This window comes from Mesorhizobium humile (genome assembly GCF_033977215.1).
In the GTDB taxonomy this organism is placed as follows: domain Bacteria; phylum Pseudomonadota; class Alphaproteobacteria; order Rhizobiales; family Rhizobiaceae; genus Mesorhizobium; species Mesorhizobium humile.
On the sequence record NZ_JAVIIV010000005.1, the window covers coordinates 92,959 to 112,732 of the forward strand.

The window sequence follows — 19,774 nt, forward strand, 5'->3', positions numbered from 1 at the left end:
CCGGGTTTTTCGTTCGAATCACTTGGATCGTTTACGCGCTGACGCGGATATCTTCCGGCTCGCGCAGCACATAGCCGCGGCCCCACACCGTCTCGATGTAGTTCTGGCCGCCGGACGCCGCGTCGAGTTTCTTGCGCAGCTTGCAGATGAAGACGTCGATGATCTTCAGCTCCGGCTCGTCCATGCCGCCATAGAGATGGTTGAGGAACATTTCCTTGGTGAGCGTCGTGCCCTTGCGCAACGAGAGCAGCTCCAGCATCTGGTATTCCTTGCCGGTCAGGTGCACGCGCTGGCCGCCGACCTCGACCGTCTTGGCGTCGAGATTGACCACCAGGTCGCCGGTGGTGATGACCGACTGGGCATGGCCCTTGGAGCGGCGCACGATCGCATGGATGCGTGCCACCAGCTCGTCCTTGTGGAAGGGCTTGGTCATATAGTCGTCGGCGCCGAAGCCCAGGCCGCGCACCTTGTCCTCGATGCCGGCCATGCCGGAGAGGATCAGGATCGGCGTCTTGACCTTGGAAAGTCGCAGGGTGCGCAGGACTTCATAGCCCGACATGTCGGGAAGATTGAGATCCAGAAGGATGATGTCGTAATCGTAGAGCTTGCCGAGATCGACACCTTCTTCGCCGAGATCGGTCGTATAGACGTTGAAGCTCTCCGATTTCAGCATCAGTTCGATGCTCTGTGCGGTTGCACTGTCATCTTCAATCAGCAGAACACGCATTTCATTCCCCTTTTCTGCTGCCGGACCGTGTCACGACCCGTCCGGGACCCGGAGCAGTGATTGCCTGAACAGAAGGTGCCACTGACTGGTTAACAAATCCTAATTTCGTGCCATCCACGATACCAGATTTTTTAACCCCTTTCTACACCCACTTGAATCTAATAATGAATCACAGACCAAAACCGCTAATGCACCACATTAATAAGTCAGCCTAAGTGACTCCAGAGACTCGCTGGCCAGGGCTTCCGCCGAGAGCCGGAATTTTTACCCGGCCTTAAGTCCTCGCCCGTATGATTAACAATGCCCGTAAACGAATGGTTACCGCCGGCAAAAATCTTTAGGGCTTTGTTTCCCATAGCCCAGGGAAAGCCGGTGGAAACGGGTGGCGCTTGGGTCGTTCCGGGCGGACTGGACGGTATTGCAAGTGTGCGTTTGCGGAGTATCGAGTCATGAAGTCACGTGAAAACCTCGTTCGGCTGAAGCAGTTTCAGGTGAATGAGAAGCGGCGCCAGCTCTTGCAGCTGGACATGATGATCGCCGAGTTCGAGCGCATGGCCGTGGAGCTGGAAGCGCAGATCATCGCCGAAGAGAAAAAAGCCGGCATCACCGACATCAACCATTTCGCCTATCCGACCTTCGCCAAGGCGGCTCGCCTGCGCCGCGACAACCTCAGGAACTCACAAAGCGACCTCGCCCAGCAGCGAAGCGCCGCCGAATCATTACTCGGCGAAGCTGAAGCGGAGCTGTCCAAGGCGGAGATGCTGGAATCGCGCGACACCAAGATCCGCGAGGCCGAAACCGGCGGCCGCAGCGCCATGATCGGCTGATTGCCGGGCATATTCGCGATCGTGCCGGAGACCTGCCGGCACCATCAGATCGGGCAATCGGCAGAAATCGGCCCCGCGGTGTTCAGGACGCAGCGCCCATCTCGCCGTGATCGGCTGAAGCCCGGGCCCGGGCATCCTTGATATCCGGCGCATGCTCTTCCGCCCAGGAGCGTATCTGGCTGAGCAGCCCCGCAAGGTTCTGGCCAAGTTCCGTCAGTTCGTATTCGACGCGTGGCGGGATGACCGCGAACACCTCGCGCCGGACAAGGCCGTCGCGCTCCAGCACTCGCAGCGTCTGCGTCAGCATCTTGGGCGTGATGCCCTCCAGCTTGCGCGCCAGCTCGCCATTGCGCAGCCGGCCGCGCCGCAACGCGCAGACCGTGAGGTAAACCCATTTGCTGGCCAGCATCTCCAGCACCGTATGCGACGGGCAGGTGCGCCGGAATGCGTCGTAGCCGAGTGGCGATCTGTCTTCACTATCCATAAGGTGCCTATATATAGAAAATGTGCATACTCGACAAATGAATATTACTATCCAAATGATAGCGGCACATCCAATCGAACCAGGAGGCGTTCATGCGTGCCGTTACCCAGACTTCCGTCGGCGGACCCGAGGTCCTTTTCGTGGCCGAGCAGCCCGACCCCTCGCCCCGGCCCGGCGAAGTGCTCGTCCGCGTCAAGGCGGCGGGCATCAACCCGGTCGACGGCGCCGTGCGCGGCGGTTTTTATCCCCTGCTCGGCGAACCGCCATTCATCCTTGGCTGGGACATTTCGGGGACCGTTGCGGCGCTCGGTCCCGACGTGACCGCCTTCAAGGTCGGCGACGAGGTGTTCGGCATGCCGCGTTTCCCCAAGCAGGCAGCCGCCTATGCCGAGCTCGCCGCGGCGCCGGCAGACGAGATCGCCGCCAAGCCTGCCGCCATCGACCATGCGCATGCCGCCGCCTTGCCGCTGGCCGGCTTGACGGCCTGGCAAGGCCTCGTGCGCCATGGCGGCCTGCAAGCGGGGCAACGCGTGCTGGTTCATGCCGGGGCCGGCGGCGTCGGTCATCTGGCGGTTCAGATCGCCAAGGCGCGCGGCGCTTACGTCATCGCCACAGCCAGCCCGGACAAGCTCGATTTTGTCCGCTCGCTCGGCGCCGACGTCGTCGACTACACCAAGGGCAACTTCGTCGAACAGGTCGGCAATGTCGATCTTGTGCTGGACCCTATCGGCGGCGACCATGCCGACGAGTCGCTGAAGGTGGTGCGTGACGGTGGCGTCCTAGTGTCGCTGCTCAACGTTCACGACGCCACCAGGGCGAAGGCCAAGGAGCGGAGCATCCGTGTTGAACGAATGTCTGTAATCCCCGACCGCGAAGGGCTTACCGGGCTCGCCAGGCTCGTCGATGCCGGAAAGCTTGCGCCCCATGTGGCGAAAGCCTTTCCGCTCGACCAAGCGGGAGCTGCCCATGCTTTTCTCGCCACGCGGCCGATCGGCAAGATCGTGCTGACGGTCTGAGGCTTTTGCAAAAAGCGAAAGGGCGCGGTGTTCCGCGCCCTTTCGTACTTGTGTCTGTCCGGCCTAGAGCAATTTCAGGAAAAGTGTGAGCGGTTTTCCGTCCGAAATTGCGTCAAAACAAGGAGATAGAGCGGTTCGCCGTTTCCGTGAAACGGTGAAACGCTCTAGTGCCGGTACTGCTGGATCCGCGTGGTGCGCAGCCCGGCAAGGCCGTATTCGTCGATCGATGCCTGCCAGGAGAGAAATTCTTCGGTGGTGAGCTTGTAGCGCTGGCAGGCTTCCTCAAGGCTGAGCAGGCCGCCGCGTACTGCAGCAACCACTTCCGCCTTGCGCCGGATAACCCAGCGCCGGGTGTTCGTCGGCGGCAGATCGGCGATCGTAAGAGGGCTGCCGTCAGGCCCGATAACATACTTGACTCTAGGTCTAACCAGATCGGTCATCGTACTCTCTACTAAAAACTCAAAGACCCAATCCCCGCCACACTACCGCCACAGCTTTAAAAATTGCCTAAGCGAACCCTAATCACTAGGTAAGGATCGTGAACGCTCGGTTAGGATTTCGTTTAGAATTCGAAACACCGGCCTCCGGGCCTTGATTTTGCGGGTGAACTCGTCCTGGGCCGCAAGCTGGCGCATGCGTGGCGCTTGACCTATATTCCGGCCATTGGCATTGAGCGCCACACAGTGAAAGCACCATGAACAGCCTCGATCTTCCCCGCCGCCCCGAAGAAACCCGCGTCGTCGTCGCGATGTCGGGCGGTGTCGATTCGTCCGTCGTCGCGGGCATCCTGAAGCACGAGGGCTATGACGTCGTCGGCGTGACGCTGCAGCTTTACGACCACGGCGCGGCCACCCATCGCGCCGGTTCGTGCTGCGCCGGGCAGGACATCGACGATGCCCGTCGTGTTTCGGAGACGCTCGGCATCCCGCATTACGTGCTCGACTATGAGGAACGCTTCCGCAAGGCGGTCATCGATCCCTTCGCCGAGAGCTATGTCGCCGGCGAGACGCCGATCCCTTGCGTGTCCTGCAACCAGACGGTGAAGTTCGCCGATCTTCTGGCGACAGCCCAGGATCTCGGCGCCGACGCGTTGGCCACCGGCCATTACATCCGTTCGCGCGCCAGTGGCGCGCATCGCGCGCTCTACCGGCCGGTCGACGCCGACCGCGACCAGAGCTATTTCCTGTTCGCCACCACGCAGGCGCAGATCGACTATCTGCGCTTTCCCCTCGGCGGCCTGTCGAAGCCGCAGGTCCGCGCCATTGCCGAGGAGATGGGGCTGACCGTCGCCGCCAAGCAGGACAGCCAGGACATCTGCTTCGTGCCGCAGGGCAAATATTCCGACATCATCGCCAAGCTGAAGCCGGCCGCCGCCAATCCCGGCGACATCGTCCATATCGACGGCCGCGTGCTCGGCCGCCATGAAGGCATCCTGCGCTACACGATCGGCCAGCGCCGCGGCATCGGCATCGCGTCCGGCGAGCCGCTCTACGTCGTCCATCTCGACGCCGACCGGGCCCGCGTCATCGTTGGCCCACGCGAGGCGCTGGAGACGCACAAGATCTATCTGCGCAACATGAATTGGCTCGGCGACGGACCGCTGTCGGACGTCCCGGCCGGCGGCATCGAGCTGTTCGCGAAAGTCCGCTCGACCAGGCCGCCGCGTCCAGCCGTGCTGCACCACCGCAACGGCGTGACGTCGGTCGAGCTGGCCGACGGCGAGTCGGGCATCGCGCCGGGACAGGCCTGCGTGCTTTATTCCGACGACGGCAACGAGGCGCGGGTGTTCGGCGGCGGCTTCATCGAGCGCTCCGAGCGCGGCGCCGAGGCCGAGGCCATGCTGTCCAGGCTCGCGGCCAGGCCGGCGCAGATTCCCGCCGAGTAATCTCTCAGTCTATTGTTGCCGTTTCAGCACAGATTCACACGGACGAACCCGTATGGATCACCGTGCCGGCAGTCAGGATGCGCAGCACCCTGATCGCTTCCTCGCCGTCGGTGCGCGGCTCGGCGCGCGTCTCGATGCACTGCATGAAATGGGCAAGCTCGCGCGTCAGCGGCATGCCTTCGCCGACCGGCACGTAGGAAGGCTCGTTGGCCGTGAAGGCCCATTGGCCGCTGTCCTGCCAGACCGCGTGGCGGTAGACGGCGAGCTTGCGCTCCCAGGGCTCGACGTCGTCGAACACCGCCATCGCCTTGGTGCCGACGACCGTCAGTCGCCGCTCGCGGTAGGGATTGAGGCGCGAGGCGAAGAGATGGCTGCGCAAGCCGTTCGGGAAGCGCATATGCAGATGCGCGAAGTCGCTGAGATTGTCGAGCAGCGCCGCTCCCTCGCCCCTCACCTCAATCGGCTCGGTGCCGGTGATGGCGAGGATCATCGACAAATCATGCGGCGCCAGGTCCCAGAGCGCGTCGTTTTCGGTATGGAACTTGCCGAGGCCGAGCCGATGCGAGTGGATGTAGCGCACCTCGCCCAACTCGCCATTGTCGATCAGCGCCTTCAGCGTCTCGAAGGCGGGATGGAAGCGCAGCACATGGCCGACCATGAAGACCCGGCCATTGTCCTTTGCCGCCTTCACCGCGCGCTCTGCGTCGGCGACCGTCAGCGCGATCGGCTTTTCCACCAGCACGTCCTTGCCGCTTTCGACGGCGCGCACCGCGGTGTCGGCGTGGAATTGCGGCGGCAGCGCCATGACGATGGCGTCGATGTCGTTGCGTTCGAACAGCCTGTCCGGCTCGATCGCCAGGCAATCCTGCTCGCTGGCGAAACCTTCGGCGCGAGCGCGGTTGACGTCGGAAACGGCATGGAGCGCGCCAAGCGCCTTGAGGGTGCGGATATGGTTGCTGCCCCAGTATCCGCAACCGAGGACTGCGATGCGCGGCTTCATTCGCTCAAACTCTAGAATTTCATGGCCGAGACATAGCGACGTGCCCCGCCGAACTCAACCCCGGGACATGCCCTGAGTGTCTGTCCGGCAAAGCTTTTCTGGGATGAGATTATGCCGGCTGGATTATGCCGGCATGTCGGCCGCTTCGAAGCTTGACAGGCTCACCCTCGCAACCTTATATCCGCGCGACCTTGGCGAACGCCTCGCGACGCCCGTCCATTCAGGACGGTTTTCCGGGCCATTTGCCACCCTGGCGGGGTAGCTCAGTTGGTTAGAGCACGGGAATCATAATCCTGGGGTCGGGGGTTCAAGTCCCTCTCCCGCTACCATCAATACAGCGTTAGGCGCCTCTCCTGGTTTGCGGTTTGCCAGGTTGAGGAGCTCCGCCAGCGCACCGTGAACCTTGAGCTCAATCTGCCCCCTGCCCTCCGTCGGAATGATCTCGATCCTCGCGACCAGTGAGCGGACAATCCTCGCTGCCTCTTGACGCTCGCGATCGTCGGATTGCAGCGCCTCCTGGAGTTCTGACACTTTCCGGCGATAGGCTTCAACCGCCGCCGGGTGAAACTCCACGATGCTTGCAGCGCCATGGCCTGAAGTTCTCGCCCTAGATTTTCCTTATCGCTCTCGAGTTCCAGCAGCTTCGATCTCATGCTGGCCGTAGAGACAAGGCGAAGAAGCTCGGCATCAAGTGCTTCGACTTCCGCAAGAAGGGCGGTGCGTGAGCGCCGCGCTTTCATTCGCACACTATTCGGTGCTCGCGCCGCCTTTCGGGATATCGACGACAAACCGGGCGCTTGGACCCGGCTCGACAGTTATCTTTCCCTCGAATTGCTCGACGATCGACCGGATCAGGCGCATGCCCAGCCCCTTGCCGCCCTCTACGAGGAAGTCGCTCGGCAGGCCAACGCCATCGTCGCTGACGCTGAGGCGAGCGATCGGGCCCGCAGATCTCAGCTCGACCCTGATGCTGCCGTGCCGACCTGCGGGATAAGCGTGCTTCAAGCCGTTCATCACGAGCTCGGCCACGAGCATTCCCGTTTTCATCGCGCGCTTCGAGCCGAGCACAATCGGTTCCGCCTGGACCTCAATGCCATCAATATTGCTTGGCCGGTGAGCAGCGAGCGCTTTGCAAATCCCATCGAGGAATACTGACATATCGACCATGTCGCTGCCTGACGCCCGATAAAGCTGCTCGTGCGCCGCCGCGACGCTCGCGATTCGGCGCTGCGCCTGTTCGAGCGCCCTTGTCCCCTCGATGCTGGAGAGCTGATGCGCCTGAAGCCTCAGCATACTCGACACCATTTGCAGGGAGTTCTTCACCCGGTGGTCGACCTCCTGCATCAGCATATGGTTTTGCTCCAGGAGCCGGTCCTTTTCCGCAAGAAGCTGCTCAGCATCGCGACGCGCCAAGCGCTGCGCGGCGAGCGACCGCCTCAACTCAAGCTCGGTTATGACGCGGCTGGCCAGCACCTTCAGCAGCGACCGCTGCCTCTTCGTCAGATCGCGCGGCCTCCAATCGAGCACGCAAAGGGTGCCGACATGGCCTCCGTCTGGAGCCACGAGCGACGTCGCAGCGTAAAAGCGCACCGAGTTCTCCGGATGCGCCCGCAGGTAGTCCCTGAACCGCTCATCGGCTATGAGGTCCGGAATGACCATGATCGTATCTGCCGGCGACACCAGAGCGCAGATCCCGGCCGGATCGGCACCATCTCCGTCCGGCAAACCAGTCACCGCTTGGATGCAACGGTGATCGTCATTGACGAAGTTGATGGCGGCGATCGGCGCGTCGCAAATCGCGGTCGCTAAACGGACGATTTCGTCGAAAGCAGGGGCCGGGGCAGTGCCAACAACGTCGTAACGATGGGAAATGTCGAGCGGTGTTTCTTCAAGCTCTTTAGTATCTTCAGCATAGTGCATGACGTGCCCTCCCATGCGCGAACGTCGCCTCAAGGCCAAGAAGGCCGAGTGTACGTACGCGCCTTTTGTGGTGTATCCGCGGGCTGTTCTTTACCGGTCCGTCACGTGGCTCCATAGAGCCGGACGCATCATGCAAGCCTAGTAAAACTGCATTATTCAGTGTCGTCGCGGCCGCTTCGAGCTTCCTGCGCCAATCCCGGTGAAGCCACGTTCACGTGCCCAGACAACGGCGCCCGCTCTATTATGCACGTCAGCCTTCACATAAATCCGAGCTATGTGGTTACGAACCGTATTTTGCGTCACCCCAAGCTTTTTGACAATCTCGACGTTGCTCAATCCCTGAGACATCAGGCCAAGGATCTCAAGCTCCCGCGGTGTCAAATCGGCAAGTCCGGCCTCCGGCTTGCCCGACGCGCCCGGTCGACGCAGGTGAGCGAGTTTCTCGATGATCGTGCGGCTAACCCAGGACGTATCCTGCATCACCGCCTCGATCGCGGCGATTAGTTCTACCTCCGAGCGTTTCCGCTCGGTAATGTCCTGGATGACCGTCAGGACGCACTCTTCCCCCTGAATACTGATGGTCTCCGTCGAAACAAGACAATCAAGCACTTCATCGTGCTTGGTTCGCAACTGAAGTTCGAGCTTGCGCAAACTGCCCGCCGCTTCGATCTCACGATCGAGACGCTTGCCCGAGGCCGCATCGACCCAAATGGGAAGCTCCGGACTGGTCCGACCGATCACCTCTTCCGGCTCATAGCCGAGGACAGCCTCGAAGGCGTCGTTGACGTCCAGAACACGGAGTTGCTGGCGCGTCGACAACATCGTCGGGATGGGCGTCAGCCGGAATGACCGGGCAAAGCGCTCCTCACTCTGACGCAGCGCATCCTCCGCTTGCCTGCGAGGCTCCATGTCGATGAAGGAGAAGAGCATGCACTTCTCATCACCGATCTCGATTGGCTGGCCTGCGACGATCACAGCCTTGCCTCCGTCAGGCAGCCGGAGCATTGACTCCATCTGAGGAATGGTCCGACCTTCGCGAAGGCTGGCGATGGCCGCCTCTTTCGCCCCCGCGTTCTCAAGTACATCGAACTCGTAGGTCGAGCGCCCGATAACGTCGTCGCGACTACAACCCGTCATCTGCAGGAATCCGGAATTGACCCTGACATAGCGCAGGTCGGAAAGCCGACAGATGAGCGCCGGCGCAGGATTGGCCGCGAATGCTCGCTCGAACCGTTCCTCGGCGCTTATCTTCTCGGTGACGTTCTCGATAACGAGCACATAGGATTCCGGATTTCCCTTCGCATCCGGGAGCGCGAAGCCGTGGAATTTCAAGACGCGTCGTCGATCCTCGATGGTGTTTGAACGCTTTCTCGCCAACTCGACAGTAACGTCGCGAAACTCGTCCCCCGCCAGGAGACGGTCGACCGGATATTGGCCCTCATCCAGAGGGTGATGGTTCCGATACTTCAGCTCGAAACTATCGCGATAGTCGGCCGCCGAGGTGCCAAGCTGGGGAAGCTCCGAAATATTGTGAAGTGCCAACGCACTTTCGTTTGCCCAGACGATACCTTCTTTGGGGTCGACAAGAATGATGCCCTCGCCGAGCCCGGCAATAATCATCTGCAATTGTCGCCTGTTGACCTGCCGTTGCAATGCGACTTCGTCCGGCACCACCTGGTTCATCGAAAATCTTCCTCACCACCCGCGTTCGTTACTGAATATCCTATCCTCCGGGAGGCGCTGCGATTTCGGCGCCGAACAGCATTTTCAAGCGCAATCGGTCTGATCCTGCGCGATATGTCCTCCTTCGCTGTCTCCAGTGGTTCGCCGATTACGTCACGCCCAACGTCATACTCGTCCACGCGCGACTTCCAGAACGGCGAGGATCGTCACCAAGCGAGTCCTGAGTTCAGGACGCCAGCCAAGACGCCCGATGATGGGCTGATCTCGAGTCCACTGCCGCGAGCCATCAGGATCGCGACATCAACAGAGCAAGCCCGGCCGACGCTGCCCCAAAGATGCATGTCCCGCTCCATCCCCATGCCGAATAAGCGAGCCCGCCGCCTCCGGCACCAACCGCGCCTCCGAGGATCATGGTCGCCATGAAGATCGTGTTGAGACGGCTGCGTGCGTCGGGATCCAGCGCATAAACCCGTGCCTGATTCGCAACCTGGGACGATTGCACCGCTACGTCCAGGATCAGCACGCCGATGATCATCGCCACGAGCGAACCCTGAAATAGGCCGAAGATGGCAAAGGCGAGGACCACCAGCCCGGTGCCGATCGTCACCGTCGTGTCAGGCCCGCGCCGATCGGCGAAACGCCCCGCGAGCGGCGCCGCCAGCGCGCCGGCGACCCCGACCAGCGCCATCAAGCCCACTGCTGTCGCACCGAACCGGTAAGGCGGCGCAGCGAAGACCAATGCGAGATTGGACCAGAAACCGATGAAAGCGGCGAAGATCAGGGCCTGGACCGTGATCGCTTGGCGCAGCACACGATGCGTCCGGAGCAAGCTCCAGAGCGATCCCAGAAGCCGTCCGTAGCTCAAATCCGTGCTCGGTTCGACGCGCGGCAAGGTTACGGTCAACACCGCCGCCGTCGTGATCATCAAGCCGGAAGCGGCCCAGAACACCGCCTGCCAACCCCACAGGTCCGAGACGATACCGCTGATCGTGCGCGCGAGCACGATGCCGATCAGAATGCCGCCGGTCACGATGCCAAGTACGCGCCCACGCTCGGACGGGGAAGCCAGATGCACCGCGAGCGGCACGATTTGCTGGGTGACGGTGGCGAACAGCCCGATGCCTATGCCGGCGATGACGAGCCATGCGAAGCTCGGAGCGACGGCAGCAACAAGGAGCGCCACGACCAGCACCGCCATCGTTATCAAAATGAGGGACCGACGCTCCAGACGATCGCCGAGCGGAGCGAGAAACAAGATGCCGGCGACATTACCGAGTTGGGTCAAAACCGGGAGAAGCGAAACCGTTCCCGCGGACAGCTGGAACTCGCTCGCCAGCAAACCGAGCATCGCTTGATTATAGTAGTTGTTGGCGACCGTCAGCCCAGCCGCAATCGCCAAAATTGCCAGCAGGCCATCGCTGATAGCTGACTTTGGGCCTGTAGTTATCATCTCGGCAATTGCGTTCATCGCCGCGACCCTGCACAATCAGCGCAGCAGCAACAAACCACATCTCTTGCGTGCCGGTTTAGCTCACCTAAACTGACGACATGCAACCACCGGTCTCCCTCCTCGCCCTGCGGGCCTTTGCCGAAGTTGGACGCCACGGCAGCGTGAAGCGCGCGGCCGCGGCTCTTGGCGTCACGCCGGGAGCAATCAGCCAGCAGGTCAAGCTTCTTGAGCACAGGCTTGGCGTCACGCTGCTGGAGCGGCGCAATCGCGAGGTTCGCGTGACGGCCGACGGAATGCGGCTGCTCGAACCGTTGTCCGCAGGCTTTCAACAGATCGAAGACGCAGTGGGTCTCTTCGCCGTCGCATCGCCCAGTCGCAAAATCCTCACCGTAAGCACCACCCCCTCCTTTGCAGCATCCTGGCTCGTTCCTCGGCTTGGTCGCTTCTCCGCCCGCTATCCAGATCTGTATGTTCGTGTCGACACCACGCCCCGACTGGTCGACCTGCGAAGTGAGGGCGTCGACGTGGCGCTCCGTCACGGCGCCGGAAGCTATTCCGGCCTGGAAGCTGTGCGGCTGTTCACGCCACAACTCATCTGCGTCGGGAGCCCTGCCCTTCTGGCAGGCGGCCCGCCGATGCTGGAGCCAAACGACTGCCTTCACCATCCGCTTCTTCAGGACCGGGATCGCGCCGACTGGCCCTTGTGGCTTCGCGCGCGCGGAGTTGGCGCGATCGACGAACGAGCTAGAAACGGTCCATGCTTCGAAAACGACCTACTCCTGATCCGCGCTGCGATCGCCGGCCAAGGCCTGGCTCTTGTTCGCGATGTCTATGCCAGTGACGAGTTGAGCTCCGGGCGAATTGTTCTCGCTTTGGAAGGATCATCGCCGACGGCTGATGCCTATTATTTCGTGGCGCGGCCAGAGGCGATGGCGACGACCAAAGTCGCCGCGTTCCGTGATTGGATTTTCGAAGAGAGCGCCAACCGAGTTTGAAAGGTGTGGGCCGATCGTCCTGTTTGGGAAATGCACACGCGACGAAATCGGCTTGTTGATCTTGTCCGCAAGGAAGTGCGATCCAACGCCGCGCCGCGTCGCCACCATCCGGTGGACTGAAGTTCCGCCAATGCTTTGCGGACCGTGGTGCGGCTGATCCCAAAGGCTCGCTCGCTATAAGCTGGCTTCCGATGGCAACGCGATGTCGGCGGAGCGATTGCCGCCGGAAAACTCGCTCAGTAGCTGCTCGGCTATGGTTCGATAAAGTGGTGCCAAGGCGTATCTCCATGAGCAATGGTCGGACGCCCAAAAGATACAAGTAAATCTCGAACTGCACTGGATCGCTCTGAATTAGCGCAGTTGAATCAGATACATGAGAATGCTTCCTGTCGGCTACTTGTATCCTTTCTTCCTCTGGGAGTTCGGGAGTTCTGACGAGGCTGGCAGCCTAACGCCTAACGGCTTGCCAAGGCGAGTTGTGCAGCCAGCGCAGCAAAAGCAGCAGCGAAGCCGCGCCGCATCCATGTCTGGACGGAGGCGCTGGAGATGACATGCCGCCGAACAGCAGCGGCAAACGCTCCATAGGCAGCGAAGATCACGAACGTCAGCGCCATGAATACTAGGCTCAATTCCAGCATCCGACTCACGGGCGACGCGTCATCCGCCTTCACGAATTGCGGCAGGAAGGCGAAGAAGAAGATGGAGAGCTTGGGATTGAGCAGATTGATAAAGATAGCCGAAACGATCACCTGCCGGACGCTTTTGCCCGCCGCCTCGTCATTCAGGCTGAGCAATCCGCGATCACGGAACATCGCCCAGGCCATGTAGAGCAGATAGGCGACACCGAGATATTTGAGAATCTGGAAGGCCAGCGCGCTCGTATGAAGCAGCGCGGCGAGCCCGCTGACGGCCGCCAGCATATGGGGGACGATCCCGAGCGTGCAGCCAAAGGCGGCAATGAAGCTCGCCCGCGTGCCGCCCGAAAGACCGGCCGCCACGGTGTAAATCGCGCCGGTGCCGGGCGATGCGATGATGACCAGAGAGGTGAGGAGAAATTCCAGCGTCATAGCGGTTCCAATTCTGTCACCGCAGCGGCAGGCCAGTTCGCGGCAAGCGCCTCGGTAAGCGACGACGTGAGGACGGCAAGATCGTCGCCGGCCGTCTTGTGGAGGGCTTCGACGACGATCAGGGCTTGGGTGGTATCCGGGCGAATGGCTGACCAACCGCTCTGACGGTGGGTCCAGCGGCGCGCATGAGCTCGGTTGGTATCATCGGCGAAGATGACTTCTCCACGTTCGGGATGTTCGACGTCACCGGCAAAGGTCTCATAGATTTCGGTGCCATAGGCGGGTCGAACGGTTATCGCGCCAGTGACCCTGGCCGTATCGAACACTGCGACCGGAATGGCGAAGGCGAGCGAGGCCGCGTTGCACAGGTCGATGAGGGGATGAAGCGCGGGGAGAGCTCTCTCTTTGCGATAGCGCCTCAGCAGCGCTTCTGAGGCACACCGATAGTTAGTCGGCTTAAGCCCCATTGCGGAAAAGGCACGCCGCCACGCCTGTATCTCGGGAAATTCCCCTTCACTGGTGGCGGCAAGCCGTCTATCGGCAATCGCATTCAGCCGCGCGATCTGGGCGGAAGGGTCAGCCTTTGCGTCGATCCCGTCGACGAGCAGGACGCGCGATTGGAGTTGCGGAAAAGCGGTTCGAATATCAGGGGCATAGCAAAACTGCATGGGCATACTCGGAGCTCGATTGTTTTTCGAGCCATTCTCACGGTCCCGCTTCGCCCCGTCTTGAAGGAAATTGCAGCTCAGTTCACCGCGGCGGCATAAAGGCCGGGCGACATGCCATACGTGCGGACGAACAACCGGGTCATGTGGCTTTGGTCTGCGAAGCCAGCCGCTTGCGCCGCATCGGCGAGGGTCGCGCCTGCCGCGATCATCTTTCGCGATCTCTGAAGCCGGCGCTGGATGAGATAGGCGTGTGGCGTGAGGCCGGTCGCCTTCGAGAAGCCCCGCACAAGTTGGAACTGGCTGACCCCCGCGATGGCGGCCAGTTCTCCAAGCGACAGCGGCGCAGACGGATCATCGTCGATACGCTCACGCGCCTGTTGTATCGCCTTGGGTGCTCCGGGTTGTTTCCGATCGCGACGGCCGACGAGCGGCGCCAGCAGCAGAAGCAGATTTTCCCGGCCCTCGATCTCGCTATACCCGCCGTGTGGATCGGTCATCGTGCGAAAGAGAGACAGAAAGCACGCCGCCGATGCCGGATCGCGCATCGCCGGATGCGAAAGCTCGGCGCTACCGGTGCTGCCTTCCGTCACGGTGCGGATAGGGCCGGCCAACGCAGCCGGGTCGAAATAGAGCATCCGCCAAGCCCGGCCGCCCTCTCCGAGGGGCGAGCCGTCGTGCACTTCGCCGGGATTGACCGTAATGACGTCGCCGGCTTCCGCTTCCACGACACCTCTGCCGCTCATGGATTTCTGCGCGCCGCGCAGGATGACGCCGATCCCGAACTGGTCATGGGTATGCCGCCCGAACGCATGCGACGTATCGGCCGACACCGCGTCCACGCCTTCCATCCCGCAACGGGCTATCTTGAACCGTCCTTTTGTCATCACGCCGATACTATATCGCAACGGTCTAGCGAACCACGCGAAAACTTGGCGATATAGATCAACTGAGTTGAGCGATCCGGCCCATTTTGCCCGCTAGCTTGAGCATGGTGTTCAGTGCAGCATTGCGGTTCGACAGCGGCTAGACGGCCGAGAACGGCTCCGGCTCGTTCCCCGGGCTTTCATGAACCCCTGTTCGTCGAGGAAGAGGCCGGCGCATGGTTCAAGGCATTGACGAAGCCTTGTTATGAGATAACAGTGATGCAATGATCGAGAGCTCTCGTTAACCCGCAATCAAAAACTCGTCCTCGGTGCGGTCGAAGCCTCCCCAATTCCTGTGAGCGCCTACGCTATTCTTAGCGCGCTGGAGGGAACTGGTATCCGTCATCCATTGCCGGTGTACAGAGCGCTGGAAAAGCTGGTCGCCTTACGCCTCGTCTATCGGGTTCACACCATGGCGCGTTCATAGCAGCGGCGACCGCTGCCGATCCGCTGGCGGCGGAAACCCAACTCGTATTCACGATCTGCGATGTATGCGGCCGGGTCTCCGCCCTCCTGGACAAGGCGCTCCGCAAGCAACTCGACAGCACGCTGAAATGCCCAAGCATAAGCGCTTGCGGCTCAAATCAATAAAGCTCTAACCAAAAGCCTTCACGAATACGAAGGCCGGTTGCGCTATGTTCCGGCGAGGCATACCGGTTGGCAATGTCGTAGCATTGAATGGGAAACGCCAACACGCTGGTAAGTCAACGTCCATGTCCAAGAGTTTATTTTCGAATCGGCAAAAGACTGGGAACGAACTTCCAAAGAGCGCGCAGACGATGCTGATAATATTCGGCAAACTCAAGTCAACTCACATGGAACTTTCGATCGCAAGCTGTCGGTCCGCATTCTCCTTGCGATCCTCTGCACATCGCTTCTTGCATTGTCCATTGTTGCGCCGACTTATCGCGATTTCGCTGTTGCGCGACAGAATCTCCACGACATCCGGCAATACCGACTGATCCTCGATACCGCGAACTCTCTGGCAGCCGAGCGAGGCCCCGCCAATATCGTCATGTCCGAGGACCCGTCTATCGATAGTCCCGGCATGAAGCGTTTGGTGGAATTCCGAGCGCGAAACGATGCAGCTTTAGCTCAGCTCGCGGCTGTATCCGACGTTCCCTTTGGGCTGCACGGTCACCGAGTCCCGCAGGATCTGCTGCAAGATGTCCGCGACCAGCTAACCCTCGCACGAAACAAGGTCGATGGGATCGCATCGATCCCGCGCGCCTCGCTGAAGCTCGACGAAATCCAGGATGCGATTGACAGCATGTTCGCGGTGTCGGATCGGTTTCGCGTCGTAATTGCCTGGAACTCCAATGAACTCGCTCAACATAGTACGGGCCTCGCCGCACCCGCCCTTATCGGACAGATGCTCAGCGATCTTCGCGAACATGGCGGCAGGGTTGGCTCCGAGATTATGGCCCCGCTCGCCACCAACCAAAAAATGCCGCTGCAGAACGTAATCGACAGTCGGCGCAGCCAGGGTGGGCTCCTCGAGCTCTGGCAACTGATCAGCAGCCAAACCAACCTCTATAACGTGCCGTCGCTCGCAGCGAGCCGCGATGAAATCGACCGAGCCTTTTTTGGCCACGGCCTTGCCTTAGTCGATCAAGTCATCGACGAGGGACGGCGCAATCCGCCCTATACCGTGACAGCGACGGAATTCACAAATCGCTTCGTCCCAACCATGCGGCCTATCGAGACCTATCGGGCAGCGTTCCTCGATGCCGTCGTCGAACGGTTTGCCGACGCGAGGACCAGCGCACTTGTAAGCCTCGTTACGACCGTCCTGGTGTCGACCGCCGTCCTTACTATCCTCGTCGGCATCGTCTTGTCGGCGCGGGCACATGTGTTTCGCCCGCTCATGCAAGTGCACGACGCCGTCCTTCGATTGGCAGCCGATCGCCTCGTCACATTACCGGCCCGCCCCACTCAGGTGGGAGAGATCCGCAGTCTCTTCCACGCCATCGAAGTCCTCCAAGGAAAGCTGCAGGAGCGCGCGTTCCTCACGCACGAGCTTAGGCGTCAGGCAGAGACTGATGGTCTGACCGGTCTCCTGAACCGGCGCATGCTCGACCGCTTCGCGCGATCGCCCTCGCTTGGAGAACATGCGGGCGACGCTCTCTGCCTTATCCTCATGGACATTGATCACTTCAAGAACGTGAACGACACCTTCGGCCACTTTACCGGTGATCGCGTGCTGATCCAAATCGCGGAACTCCTGCGGTCTCACCTCAGAGAAAGCGACATTATCGCCCGCTTCGGCGGTGAGGAATTTGCGATCCTCATCTCCGACGTTGATCTATCGGGCGCGATCTCGATTGCGAAAAAAATTCGCCTGGCCATTCAGACCGACACGTTCACCACGCCCGATGGGACGCCCTTCCGTGTGACGGCGAGCCTCGGCGTCGCGCGGGGCCGCCGCGGCGAAGTCGCGTGGGCTGAGCTCATCGAGCGCGCAGACACCGCACTTTATCGTGCAAAATCCGAAGGTCGCAACCGCGTCCGCTTTGCGCGACTGTCAACGCCAGACATGGTGCCGTCGACCTCCAACCTTCTGTCGCTGACGGCGGCCACACGACCGAGTTCGGGCCGATAGGGCAGCAGACCTTTCGATGCCAGGTCCGGAGCCGGCGCATGGTCGATTCCCGGACCGTCAAAAACTGCGTCGGGTTTGGTGCGCCAAGGGAGAACGCGAATGGCCAGGAGAAAGCTTATCAGCTCGAAGGAGGCAGCGACGCTCCTGGGTATAGCGACGGATGAGGATAGCCTGATCCGTCACATCAAGGAGCCGCTTGTCTATCGATCGCCTTCTCACTTCGAATTTCGGCAGGCTCAACAGGGAAACGATCAAGCCGTGATTTTCAGATAGAGCCGCGGCAGCAGGTCGACGAGGCGATCGACGGAGTTGATGCTGAGCGTGTTGCGCCGTCCGAAGATGCGGCCGAGCGAGGAATCGGCGGTCGAATCGAGCCCGACGCAGAATGTGTCGATGCCCATGCGGTTCAAACCTTGCACGGCATTGCGGGCGTCTTCCACCAGATAGAGGCGATCCTCGACATCGATATCGAACGGCTCGCCATCGGTGACGACAAGCAGAAGCCGACGATAAGAAAGCCGGCGCGCCAGCGATGCTCCGGCATGCCGGATGGCGGCGCCGAGCCGCGTGGAAAACGCGCTTTCGAGACCGGCGAGATGTGCGTAGGTCGTAAGATCGGCGGGGAGTCCGAAATCCTTGACCCTAGTATAGCGCACATCTTCACGGCGGTCGGAACAGAATGCGGCAATGGCGAAGGGATCGCCAAGTTCGGACATGGCATGCGCCAGAAGCGTTGCCGCCTGACGCTCGATATCCAGAACGGACCGACCGGAACCCCGCACTTTTTCGGCTGTCGATTGCGACGTATCGAGAAGCAGGAGGACGCTGAGGTCGCGATGTCGCCGCTCGTAGCGGCCATGCACGCGCGGGCTTGGCGGCTCGCCGATACGCCGCGCGATTGCCGCATCGATACAGGCGTCGAGGTCGAGGAACTCGCCCTCCGGCTGACGGCGCAGCCGCTCGGTGCGGCTGACGCGCGCCGAACGGATCAGCGCGCTGAGCCGGTTGACCAGATCGGCCCGCTCGTCGCGAAGCCTTAGCAGCGCTTCGGTGGAACCGCGCCTAGGCGTATATTCGCGGACAGTTGTCCACTCTCGTCTTTCGCGGCCGGTGACATAATCATATTCGGGGTAGCGACCAGCCAGCATGCCGTCCATTTCCGGCTCGACGAGGCTGGCGCGGCCAGCCGCCTCATCCAGATCGTCAGCGTCGTCGCGCTGCGGCTCGCCGCCCTCGCCAACCTCGGTCCTGATCCTGACCGACTCCACGATCTGCTCGGCCTCCACCGCCTGCTGCTGGTCGTCGTCGCCGAAATCCCAAAGGCCGAGATTGTCGTCGCGGTAAGGCGGCTGCACGATATAGCCCTTGGCATCGAACTGCACCCGCATCTGGCCAAGATCATTGCCGAGCAGGTCGCCGATGCGACGGCTGAGTTGCTGGTCGCTCAGGGCATCGCTGTCGGCGAAGAATGCCTTCCTGGCCTTGTCTATCCAGCCGTTGTCGTCCTCGTAGGCCGGGTCGATCAGTGCCCGCGACAGGCGGGCAAACAGGCTTGGAGCGGTGTTTGGCCCGTTTGCCTGCGCGACATGAAAAGGTAGGTACAGACGGGCAAGGCCGGGAAGCTCCCGCATCGCCAGCCAATCGACCCTGGCGTCCTCGACCAGCGACACCAGCGCGACTTGAGCCGGCCGCAGCCCGCCGAGCTTGAACTTTTTCCGCGTGAACCGGTGGTGGGCGCCGACATGCGCGACAGCGGCGCGATAGAGTTTCTCCGAGTCCGCCGCGACAAAGCCCGGAAAGGATGCCGGCATCCTTACCACGCCATCGTCGAACCCCGGCCGTCGCCTGGCATTTTCCGGCGCGCCGGCCGGGACCTCGCGCAACGGCGGGCTGATGCCCCAGAGTGCCGAGAGAAACGGCTTGAGACGCCCCTCAAGGTCGAGAAAGCCAACCTCGCCGGATTCACGCTGCAGCCAACGCTGGGCTTCAGGGTCTTCCAGCGTGAAGAAGCGCAACCGTCGCGCCGCATCGCCAACGGCTGTGCGAACGCCGATCCTCAGCCAGGATTCCAGACCGGCAAGATCGAGCCGGGCAAGAAGATAGTCGGTCCGCTCAAGGATCGGGACCATCGATTCAGGAGCTTGCAGGGTCACTTGCTCGATGAGCCGCAGCCAGCGGCGCAGCGCGCCCGATGCCGTCAGCCGCTTCGCTGCAACCACCGTCGCCGCCGGGAGTTGGGAGGCAGCCCGGCTGCCCGATCGTATCGCCATGTTGGAGACGGACGCCGCCAGATCGATGGCGACATCGGTCGAGCTCAACCGCGCCACGTCGGGCGCCTGCCGTTCATACGCTTCGGCGACGTCGCCGCCATAGCCGGCCCCGGCAAGGCGCCGGTAAGCCTTGAGCCAGGCAGCATAGGCATCGCCCGGAAATGCGGCGCGAAGCACGGCGTCTGGCGCGCGGCCCCGCATGGTGCCGACGCCAACCGATGCGTCGCCGTCTTGTGTCTCGTCTCCAGTCATTGCCC

The 19,774-nt window shown here is 61.5% G+C and carries 16 protein-coding genes and 1 tRNA gene; 6 read left to right on the plus strand and 11 right to left on the minus strand.

The annotated features are described in order from the left end of the window. Positions 1-31: 31 nt before the first annotated feature. Positions 32-727 carry a response regulator transcription factor CtrA gene (gene ctrA, locus RFM52_RS10335; protein ID WP_006203583.1) on the minus strand — a complete coding sequence of 232 codons (696 nt, stop codon included), beginning with the start codon at positions 725-727 and terminating at the stop codon, positions 32-34. Positions 728-1,176: 449 nt separating this feature from the next. Here ctrA and RFM52_RS10340 point away from each other — a divergent pair, with 449 nt between their 5' ends. After that, positions 1,177-1,554: a flagellar export protein FliJ gene (locus RFM52_RS10340; protein ID WP_140811206.1), complete on the plus strand. Its 378-nt coding sequence runs from the start codon at positions 1,177-1,179 to the stop codon at positions 1,552-1,554. 82 nt (positions 1,555-1,636) lie between these two features. Here RFM52_RS10340 and RFM52_RS10345 read toward each other — a convergent pair whose 3' ends face one another. Further along, positions 1,637-2,038: a winged helix-turn-helix transcriptional regulator gene (locus RFM52_RS10345; RefSeq protein WP_320293293.1), complete on the minus strand. Its 402-nt coding sequence runs from the start codon at positions 2,036-2,038 to the stop codon at positions 1,637-1,639. A gap of 92 nt (positions 2,039-2,130) precedes the next feature. On the opposite strand from RFM52_RS10345, the gene RFM52_RS10350 reads away from it, so the two are divergent. Further along, positions 2,131-3,054: an NADP-dependent oxidoreductase gene (locus RFM52_RS10350; RefSeq protein ID WP_320293292.1), complete on the plus strand. Its 924-nt coding sequence runs from the start codon at positions 2,131-2,133 to the stop codon at positions 3,052-3,054. 164 nt (positions 3,055-3,218) lie between these two features. Here the strand turns inward: RFM52_RS10350 and sciP are convergent, their stop codons facing one another. Then, entirely contained in the window at positions 3,219-3,494 is a 276-nt protein-coding gene (sciP, locus tag RFM52_RS10355; protein ID WP_006203587.1) for a CtrA inhibitor SciP, read from the minus strand. Positions 3,495-3,748: 254 nt separating this feature from the next. Here sciP and mnmA point away from each other — a divergent pair, with 254 nt between their 5' ends. Then, positions 3,749-4,939, plus strand: coding sequence for a tRNA 2-thiouridine(34) synthase MnmA (mnmA, locus tag RFM52_RS10360; protein WP_320293291.1), 1,191 nt, complete (start codon positions 3,749-3,751; stop codon positions 4,937-4,939). Between the two features lie 34 nt (positions 4,940-4,973). Here mnmA and RFM52_RS10365 read toward each other — a convergent pair whose 3' ends face one another. Then, positions 4,974-5,939, minus strand: coding sequence for a Gfo/Idh/MocA family protein (locus RFM52_RS10365; protein WP_320293290.1), 966 nt, complete (start codon positions 5,937-5,939; stop codon positions 4,974-4,976). A gap of 252 nt (positions 5,940-6,191) precedes the next feature. Here RFM52_RS10365 and RFM52_RS10370 point away from each other — a divergent pair. Then, a tRNA-Met gene (locus RFM52_RS10370) sits at positions 6,192-6,268 on the plus strand. A gap of 418 nt (positions 6,269-6,686) precedes the next feature. Here RFM52_RS10370 and RFM52_RS10375 read toward each other — a convergent pair. The 3 genes from RFM52_RS10375 to RFM52_RS10385 all read right to left on the minus strand — a co-directional run bounded on the left by RFM52_RS10375 (position 6,687) and on the right by RFM52_RS10385 (position 11,010). Continuing rightward, positions 6,687-7,859 (minus strand): sensor histidine kinase, encoded by a 1,173-nt coding sequence (locus RFM52_RS10375; RefSeq protein ID WP_320293289.1) that lies wholly within the window; start codon positions 7,857-7,859, stop codon positions 6,687-6,689. Between the two features lie 156 nt (positions 7,860-8,015). Further along, positions 8,016-9,542, minus strand: coding sequence for a helix-turn-helix transcriptional regulator (locus tag RFM52_RS10380; RefSeq protein ID WP_320293288.1), 1,527 nt, complete (start codon positions 9,540-9,542; stop codon positions 8,016-8,018). Between the two features lie 286 nt (positions 9,543-9,828). Continuing rightward, the gene (locus RFM52_RS10385) at positions 9,829-11,010 is read right to left on the minus strand and encodes an MFS transporter (RefSeq protein ID WP_320293287.1); all 1,182 of its coding nucleotides are present in this window, start codon (positions 11,008-11,010) and stop codon (positions 9,829-9,831) included. Positions 11,011-11,090: 80 nt separating this feature from the next. Here RFM52_RS10385 and RFM52_RS10390 point away from each other — a divergent pair, with 80 nt between their 5' ends. Beyond that, complete coding sequence (locus RFM52_RS10390) at positions 11,091-11,987, plus strand: LysR substrate-binding domain-containing protein (protein ID WP_320293286.1); 897 nt, start codon at positions 11,091-11,093, stop codon at positions 11,985-11,987. Positions 11,988-12,442: 455 nt separating this feature from the next. On the opposite strand, the gene RFM52_RS10395 is transcribed toward RFM52_RS10390, so the two are convergent. The 3 genes from RFM52_RS10395 to RFM52_RS10405 all read right to left on the minus strand — a co-directional run bounded on the left by RFM52_RS10395 (position 12,443) and on the right by RFM52_RS10405 (position 14,606). Continuing rightward, positions 12,443-13,054, minus strand: coding sequence for a LysE family translocator (locus RFM52_RS10395; RefSeq protein WP_320293285.1), 612 nt, complete (start codon positions 13,052-13,054; stop codon positions 12,443-12,445). Continuing rightward, positions 13,051-13,722 (minus strand): B3/B4 domain-containing protein, encoded by a 672-nt coding sequence (locus tag RFM52_RS10400; protein ID WP_320293761.1) that lies wholly within the window; start codon positions 13,720-13,722, stop codon positions 13,051-13,053. The genes RFM52_RS10395 and RFM52_RS10400 overlap by 4 nt, the downstream gene beginning before the upstream one ends. A gap of 77 nt (positions 13,723-13,799) precedes the next feature. Beyond that, a complete protein-coding gene (locus RFM52_RS10405; RefSeq protein WP_320293284.1) occupies positions 13,800-14,606 on the minus strand; it encodes an AraC family transcriptional regulator in 807 nt (268 codons plus the stop codon). A gap of 922 nt (positions 14,607-15,528) precedes the next feature. Here RFM52_RS10405 and RFM52_RS10410 point away from each other — a divergent pair. Continuing rightward, positions 15,529-17,247 (plus strand): GGDEF domain-containing protein, encoded by a 1,719-nt coding sequence (locus RFM52_RS10410; RefSeq protein WP_320293283.1) that lies wholly within the window; start codon positions 15,529-15,531, stop codon positions 17,245-17,247. A 251-nt stretch (positions 17,248-17,498) separates the two neighbouring features. Here the strand turns inward: RFM52_RS10410 and RFM52_RS10415 are convergent, their stop codons facing one another. Beyond that, a complete protein-coding gene (locus tag RFM52_RS10415; protein WP_320293282.1) occupies positions 17,499-19,769 on the minus strand; it encodes a nitric oxide reductase activation protein NorD in 2,271 nt (756 codons plus the stop codon). Positions 19,770-19,774 lie beyond the last annotated feature (5 nt).